This is a genomic window from Luteimonas terrae (assembly GCF_031457535.1).
GTDB classification, from domain to species: domain Bacteria; phylum Pseudomonadota; class Gammaproteobacteria; order Xanthomonadales; family Xanthomonadaceae; genus Luteimonas; species Luteimonas terrae_A.
Genome location: NZ_JAVDWO010000003.1, coordinates 175676 through 183291 on the forward strand (window position 1 = coordinate 175676; position 7616 = coordinate 183291).

Here is a 7616-nt window from a genome sequence, read left to right on the forward strand (position 1 = left end):
CGCGATGGCCGGGTTCTCATCCGATGCGGTGGTCGGCCCGGGCGCCAAAAGTCCCAGGCAAGACTGGCTTGCAGGCATTCCGCGGGCGCCCCGCCCTCACCCGACGCGCTTTGCGCGTCGACCCCGGATCAAGTCTGGGGCAGGCTCTCTCCCGGAGGAAGAGGTGCCGGTAAACAAACTGATCGAAACTCAGCTCAGCTGCCCGTGGCAGTGCTTGAACTTCTTGCCGCTGCCGCATGGGCACGGATCGTTGCGGCCGACCTTGTCGCCGTCGCGGACGATCGGCACCTGCGGGCCCTGCGCCGCAGCTGCCGCGCGGACCTCTTCGGCTTCCTCGTCAGCGCCGTAGCCGCCAGCGTCGGCGTGCTGGAACTGCGCCTGGTTGAGCTTGGCTTCCACCTGACGGCGCTCTTCGGCTTCCAGCGCGGCGATCTCGTCTTCGCTGCGTACGCGCACGCGCGCCAGCATGGTCACGACGTCGTGCTTCACCTTGTCGAGCATCTCGGAGAACAGCTCGAAGGCTTCGCGCTTGTACTCCTGCTTCGGCTGCTTTTGCGCATAACCGCGCAGGTGGATGCCCTGCCGCAGGTAATCCATGCGGCCCAGATGCTCCTTCCAGCCCTGGTCCAGCACGTTGAGCATGATGTGCTTTTCGAGCATGCGCATCGTCTCGTCGCCGAGCGAGGCTTCCTTCTCCGCGAACAGACGGTCGACTTCCTGCTGCACGTGATCGGCGATCTGCTCGGCATCCAGCTCGTCGCTGGCCTTGGCCATCTCGACCAGCGTCAGGCGCAGGCCGAATTCGCGGTCGATCTCCGACTCCAGACCCGGCAGATCCCACTGCTCGTCGATCGATTGCGGTGGCACGTAGCGGGCGACGATGCCGGCGATCACGTCGGCACGGATACCGTCGACGTTCTCCTGGATGCTCTCGGCGTCCAGCAGTTCATCGCGCTGGCCGTAGATCACCTTGCGCTGGTCGTTGTTGACGTCGTCGAAGTCGAGCAGGTTCTTGCGGATGTCGAAGTTGTGCGCCTCGACCTTGCGCTGCGCGTTCGCGATCTGCTTGGTGACCAGCGGCGACTCGATGATGTCGTCTTCCTGCAGGCCCATGCGCGCCATGACCTTCTGCACCCAGTCGGCGGCGAAGATGCGCATCAGATTGTCTTCGAGCGACAGGTAGAAGCGGCTCGAACCCGGATCGCCCTGACGGCCCGAACGGCCGCGCAGCTGGTTGTCGATACGGCGCGATTCGTGGCGCTCGGTGCCGATGATATGCAGGCCGCCGGCGGCCTTGACCGCGTCATGACGCACCTGCCATTCGGCGCGGAGTTTCGCCTTCGTCGCATCGTCGACCGGCATGCCGGTTTCCGCTTCCAGCGTCGCCAGCTCGGTGTCGAGCGAACCGCCGAGCACGATGTCGGTACCGCGGCCGGCCATGTTGGTCGCGATGGTCACCGCCCCCGGACGACCGGCCTGGGCGATGATCGTCGCCTCACGTTCGTGCTGCTTGGCGTTGAGCACTTCGTGATGGATGCCTTCCTTGCGCAAGTGCTCGGACAGCAGTTCCGACACCTCGATCGAGGTCGTGCCGACCAGCACCGGTTGGCCACGCTCGTTGGCGGCCTGGATCTCGCGCGCGACCGCACGGTACTTGCCCGGGCGGTTGAGGAACACCGCATCGGGCGCGTCCTTGCGGATCATCGGGCGATGCGTCGGGATCACCACGACCTCGAGCGAATAGATGCTTTCGAACTCGAACGCTTCGGTATCCGCGGTACCGGTCATGCCCGAAAGCTTGCCGTACATACGGAACAGATTCTGGAAGGTGATGCTAGCGAGCGTCTGGTTCTCGCGCTGCACCGGCACGCCTTCCTTCGCCTCCACCGCCTGGTGCAGACCGTCGGACCAGCGACGGCCCGGCAGCGTACGGCCAGTGAACTCGTCGACGATGATGACTTCGCCGTCGCGGATGATGTAGTGGTCGTCGCGCTGGTAGATCGCGTGCGCGCGCAGGCCGGCGTTGAGGTGATGCACGACGTGGATGTTCTGCGGCGCGTAGAGGCTCTCGTCCTCGCCGAGGATGCCGGCCTTGCGCAGCAGTTCTTCCGCGTGCTCCTGGCCAGCCTCGGACAGATGGACCTGCTTGCCCTTCTCGTCGACCCAGAAGTCACCGTCGCCGTCCTCGGTTTCCTGACGCACCAGCGACGGCACGATCCGGTTGACCTTGATGTAGAGCTCCGGCGAATCGTCGGCCGGGCCGGAGATGATCAGCGGCGTGCGCGCTTCGTCGATCAGGATCGAGTCGACCTCGTCGATGATCGCGTAGTTGAGGCTGCGCTGGTACCGGTCCGCCTTCGACAGCGCCATGTTGTCGCGCAGGTAGTCGAAGCCGAACTCGTTGTTGGTGCCGTAGGTGATGTCGGCGCGGTAGGCATCGCGCTTGGCTTCGCCGTGCGGCATGCCCGGCCAGATCACGCCGACCGAAAGGCCCAGCCAGTTGTAGAGCTTGCCCATCTGCGCGGCGTCGCGGCGGGCCAGGTAATCGTTGACCGTGATGACGTGAACGCCCTTGCCCTCGAGTGCATTGAGGTAGGTCGGCAATGTACCGACCAGGGTCTTGCCCTCACCGGTGCGCATCTCGGCGATCTTGCCCATGTGCAGCACCATGCCGCCGATCAGCTGCACGTCGTAGGGGCGCATGCCGAGCACGCGCTTGCTGGCCTCGCGGCACACCGCAAACGCTTCGGGGAGGATCTTGTCGAGCGTTTCACCGTTGGCGACGCGGGCCTTGAACCCCGGTGTCTTGGCCTGCAGTTCGGCGTCCGACAGCGCCTCCATCTCCGGCTCGAGCGCGTTGATCTTCACCACGATCTTCTCGAGCTGTTTGACGAAACGGTCGTTGCGGCTACCGAAGACGCTGGTGAGCAGGCGATTGAGCATTGGAAGTCCGGGTTCTGGAGACGGAACGCGGCCCGGGACGGTTCCCCCCGAATCCGCAAACAAGAAAAAGGGCGCTTGGCGCCCTTCGATGGCAACACGCATTGTAGCTTGGGGAACGCGGGGGTGTTTTCAAGCACTTGGCCGTTCGTGCACGACCTACGTTCGACCGCGCACGACATGGCGAGCGAGACATCGCCTGAGCCGACGGACTGAAGCCCTCCCCTGCGATGCGGGGGAGGGTTGGGTGGGGGCAATCAGCGCAGACTGCGATGCGTGATCAGGCGCGATATCAGTGCGATACCCACACGGCGCGAGCGGGAGGTTCGCCCCCATCCCGGCCTTCGACCCGTGAAGGGTCCAATGCCCCGCAAGCGGAGGAAGGAGAAAAGCCTTACTGCCGGCTGACACCCATGTCGCCAAGGAACTTGCGCGGGTTCTGCACGCGGCCGTTCTCCCAGACTTCGAAGTGCACGTGGGCGCCGGTCGAGCGGCCGGTCGAGCCGGCCTTGGCGATTTCGTCACCGACGCGCACCAGATCACCCACCTTCACCACGTTGCGCGAGTTGTGCGCGTAGCGGGTCACGTAGCCGTTGCCGTGGTCCACCTCGACCACGTTGCCGTAGCCGCTGCGCACGCCGGAATAGCTGACCACGCCGTCGGCGACGGTCATCACGCGGTCGCCGGTGCGGGCGTCGAAGTCGATGCCCTTGTGGAACTGGCCGCCGCGGCCGAACGGGTCGGCGCGATAGCCGTAGGACGAAGTCACGAAGCTGCTCGCAACCGGCGAGCGCGAAGGCAGGGCGTTGCGTTCGATGCGGCGATCGAACAGCAGGGCTTCGAGCACCGAGAGCTGTTGGCCGGAGCTGGCGAGGTCGCCGTCGAGCGCGTCCATGCCGCCGAGCAGCTTGCGCGCCGGCATGTCGCGCGCCGGTTCCGCACCACCTTGTCCAACCGGGCGGTCGAAATCGAATTCGCCGTCTTCGAGACCCGCGCCGCGTGCGAGGCGGTCGCCGAGGGCATTGAGCCGGTTGGCCTGTGCCTGCAGTTCGCCCATCCGGGCAGCAAGCGCGTTGATCTCGCGCTGCGCTTCACGGCGGGTGTCTTCAATGGCGCGCTCGTTCGCCGAGGCCACGCCGTGCATGCGCGCGATTTCGGCGGCATTGAGCGCGGCGCCGCCGCACAGGCTGGCGACCGCAACGGCGGTCATGACGGTGAGGGGTTTGCGGACTGCGAGTGCGCGGGCCTTGGCGGCCACCTGCGTGGCGCGGCCGCGCATATCATTCAACAACGTATCTAGAGTCATGCGTGCCAATGTCTGATTTCAGGTCCAGATTCAAGCCACCCCGCATCGGTGCATCCCGTACCGGGATTCCGACGGCCGCACTGGATGCGGCTCTGGGTGGTGCGTCGGCCGATCCGATCCGCCGGGCCATGTGGCTCGACGCGCTGGATCGCCGCCTCGTTCCCCTGTTGCCTCCGTCGCTGGCGCCACATGCGCGGCTGGCCAATGTCGACGGCAACAGGCTGGTCTTCCTCGTCGATTCGCCCATCTGGCACGCCAGGCTGCGCCTGTCGGCCGATGTGCTGCTCGACGCCGCCCGGTCCATCGGGCTGGATGTCAGCGACATCGTGATCAGGACCTCGACCCGGCCGCTGCGACCGGAGGTCGATGCAGGCCGCGCACGCCCGAAACCGCCGTCCGCCGTGGCCCGCAAGGCCGTGGCGGCCGCGCTGGCCTCGTTGCAACCGCCAGATGACGACGACAACGGGACGCGATGAGTCGGGTGATCCCTTCCCCCTGGTCACCGACGTCGACGTCGAGTGAAGGGGTGCGGGCATCCTACCGGCGGTTCCACGGCAGGAAGTTAACTGAAAATTAAAGAATCAGAAATTTAAAGTTAAATTTCCGTTATTTGCGCCGACGGTGCTGAACCTCGCGGCGAGTCCGCAGCCGAAGTTCATCCACGATTTCCGTAGGTGAACGCCGCAGGTCAGGCGATCGCAGGCGTGCCATAGGCGACCGGCGCGCGCGCGCTCTGGTCGAAGCTGACCTTCTCCCAGGCGTCGGCCTCGGCCAGCAATGCGCGCACGAGCTTGTTGTTGAGTGCGTGGCCGGACTTGTAGCCGACGAAGCGGCCGAGGATCGGGTGGCCGGCCAGATAGAGATCGCCCACCGCGTCGAGAATCTTGTGGCGCACGAACTCGTTGGCGTAGCGCAGGCCGTCGTCGTTGAGCACGCGGAACTCGTCGAGCACGATGGCGTTGTCCATCGAGCCGCCGAGGCCGAGGTTGCGCTCACGCATGTATTCCAGGTCCCGCATGAAGCCGAAGGTGCGTGCGCGGCTGACCTCGCGGATGTAGGCCTCGGTCGAGAACTCGACTTCGGCGCGCGACTGCGCAAGCGGAATCGCCGGATGATCGAAGGCGATGGTGAAGTCGAGCTTGAAGCCGTCATAGGGCTCGAAGCGCGCGATCTTGTCGCCTTCGCGCACTTCCACCGGCTTGAGCACGCGGATGAAACGCTTGGGCACCTCCTGCTCGACCACGCCGGCCGACTGCAGCAGGAACACGAAAGGACCGGACGAACCGTCCATGATCGGCACTTCGGCCGCGGACAGTTCAACATAGAGGTTGTCGACGCCCAGGCCCGCAAGCGCGGACATCAGGTGTTCGACGGTCTGCACCTTGGCCGGGCCGCAACTCAGGCCGGTGCACAGGGTGGTTTCGGTGACGAGGTTGCCGTCAGCCGGAATTTCGACCACGGGGTCCAGGTCGACACGGCGGAACACGATGCCGGTATCGGGCGCTGCCGGACGCAAGGTCAGGAACACTTTCTCGCCGCTGTGCAGGCCGACGCCTGTCGCGCGGATCACGTTCTTGATGGTGCGTTGGCGGGGCATGGGGGAGTCCGCAGGGAGGAAGGATCCGCGTGTCCGTCATCGGACTGTCATCGGAACCGGGGGGCAGATTATCACGGCACCGCCTGAACCTGAACGAAAGTGCGGTGCTGCATCGAGACGCTGTAGGCGTGCGGAAACGCCGCACTGCAGCGCCGGAAAACGGTCCACCGGAACACCCGGTGGACCCAAAGGCGCCGCGCGGACAACGCGACGCCGGGCAACACTTCATGACGGGAGGACGATCCGCCATGCAGCGGCATGCCATCGCTGCGCACCGGTCACCGGTGCGCGCGCAACGGACTGCCGCAATGGACGCGGATCAGTCGGCCTGGCGGCGCAAGGCGTGACGAAGCGCTTGCGAGGCACTGCCTCGCGCTTCGTCGCGCGCCCGGCCATGGATGGCCGGGCCGGACCCGCCGGAGCCGATGATCTGCGCCATGGACGGCATCAGTCAGCCTGGCGACGCAGGAACGCAGGAATGTCCAGGTAGCTGCTGTCGTTGCCGAAATCGGCCGCCTTGGGAGCTTCCGGGGCGTCGCCGCGGGTCGCACCACGCAGCGGCGAGGCCGCCGACACGCCACCACCGTTGCCACGCAGCGACGCGGCGATGCTGTGACCCGGGCTGTACGGGGCCACGGCGTCGGACTCGTCTTCGATCAGCATGCCGGTCGTGCCGTCGCGGACACCACGCTGGTTGTTGCTGATCAGCTGCACCTGCGGCTTGCCGCGATTCGCACTGTCACCGTTGTAGCCGGTGGCGCGCGCGGGCGCGCGGTTGAGGCCGGTGGCGACCACGGTCACGCGGACTTCGTCCTGCATGTCGGGATCGAGCACGGTGCCGATGACGATGGTCGCGTCTTCGCTGGCGAAGTTCTCGACGGTGCGGCCGACTTCATCGAACTCGGCCATCGTGAAGTCCGCGCCCGCGGTGATGTTGACCAGAATGCCGTTGGCGCCGGCCAGGTTGACGTCGTCGAGCAGCGGATTCTGGATCGCGGCTTCGGCGGCCGCCTGCGCACGGTCGTCGCCACGTGCATTGCCGGTGCCCATCATCGCCAGGCCCATTTCGGACATCACGGTGCGCACGTCGGCGAAGTCGACGTTGATCAGACCCGGACGGACGATCAGGTCGGCGATGCCCTGCACGGCACCCAGCAGCACGTCGTTGGCGGCGCGGAAGGCCTGGATCATCGTGGCGTTGCGGCCGAGGACGGTGATCAGCTTTTCGTTCGGAATGGTGATCAGCGAGTCGCAATGCGCCGACATCTCTTCGATGCCCTTGAGCGCGACCTGCATGCGACGACGCCCTTCGAACGGAAACGGCTTGGTGACCACGGCGACAGTCAGGATGCCCATTTCCTTGGCCAGCTGCGCAACGACCGGGGCTGCGCCCGTGCCGGTACCGCCGCCCATGCCGGCGGTGATGAAGACCATGTCGGCGCCCTGCAGCGCGTCCATGATGATTTCGCGGTCTTCCAGTGCGGCCTGACGGCCGACTTCCGGGTTGGCGCCTGCGCCCAGACCCTTGGTGACGCTGCTGCCGAGCTGCAGCTGCAGCTTGGCGCCGCAGTTCTTGATCGCCTGCGAGTCGGTGTTGGCGGTGATGAACTCCACGCCGTCGACGCTGTTGTTGACCATGTGTGCGACCGCGTTGCCGCCGCCGCCGCCCACGCCGATGACCTTGATCACCGCGTTTGGAGCCATCTTCTCGACCAGTTCGAAATGTGCCATGTCCGTCGTCCTCTGGGTTTGGGCCGGGTCCGGCGTGGTGTC

5 protein-coding genes are annotated in these 7616 nt (G+C 65.9%); 1 reads left to right on the top strand and 4 read right to left on the bottom strand.

Translation table 11 applies throughout. The features are described from left to right. Nucleotides 1-189: 189 nt before the first annotated feature. Both secA and J2W68_RS04825 read right to left on the bottom strand, forming a co-directional pair. Nucleotides 190-2943, bottom strand: a complete 2754-nt coding sequence (gene secA / locus J2W68_RS04820; protein ID WP_310233251.1) for a preprotein translocase subunit SecA — start codon at nt 2941-2943, stop codon at nt 190-192. A gap of 391 nt (nt 2944-3334) precedes the next feature. Then, a complete protein-coding gene (locus J2W68_RS04825) occupies nt 3335-4246 on the bottom strand; it encodes a M23 family metallopeptidase (protein ID WP_430539668.1) in 912 nt (303 codons plus the stop codon). A gap of 8 nt (nt 4247-4254) precedes the next feature. On the opposite strand from J2W68_RS04825, the gene J2W68_RS04830 reads away from it, so the two are divergent. Further along, nucleotides 4255-4722 (top strand): DUF721 domain-containing protein, encoded by a 468-nt coding sequence (locus J2W68_RS04830; RefSeq protein ID WP_310233480.1) that lies wholly within the window; start codon nt 4255-4257, stop codon nt 4720-4722. A gap of 212 nt (nt 4723-4934) precedes the next feature. On the opposite strand, the gene lpxC is transcribed toward J2W68_RS04830, so the two are convergent. Both lpxC and ftsZ read right to left on the bottom strand, forming a co-directional pair. Further along, nucleotides 4935-5843 (bottom strand): UDP-3-O-acyl-N-acetylglucosamine deacetylase, encoded by a 909-nt coding sequence (lpxC, locus tag J2W68_RS04835; RefSeq protein ID WP_310233253.1) that lies wholly within the window; start codon nt 5841-5843, stop codon nt 4935-4937. A 447-nt stretch (nt 5844-6290) separates the two neighbouring features. Beyond that, nucleotides 6291-7574: a cell division protein FtsZ gene (gene ftsZ / locus J2W68_RS04840; protein ID WP_310233255.1), complete on the bottom strand. Its 1284-nt coding sequence runs from the start codon at nt 7572-7574 to the stop codon at nt 6291-6293. Nucleotides 7575-7616 lie beyond the last annotated feature (42 nt).

Bases quoted from the DNA above. Each gene is read 5' to 3' on its own strand.
- secA (WP_310233251.1), bottom strand. From the start codon at position 2,943: ATGCTCAATCGCCTGCTCACCAGCGTCTTCGGTAGCCGCAACGACCGT.
- J2W68_RS04825 (WP_430539668.1), bottom strand. From the start codon at position 4,246: ATGACTCTAGATACGTTGTTGAATGATATGCGCGGCCGCGCCACGCAG.
- J2W68_RS04830 (WP_310233480.1), top strand. From the start codon at position 4,255: ATGTCTGATTTCAGGTCCAGATTCAAGCCACCCCGCATCGGTGCATCC.
- lpxC (WP_310233253.1), bottom strand. From the start codon at position 5,843: ATGCCCCGCCAACGCACCATCAAGAACGTGATCCGCGCGACAGGCGTC.
- ftsZ (WP_310233255.1), bottom strand. From the start codon at position 7,574: ATGGCACATTTCGAACTGGTCGAGAAGATGGCTCCAAACGCGGTGATC.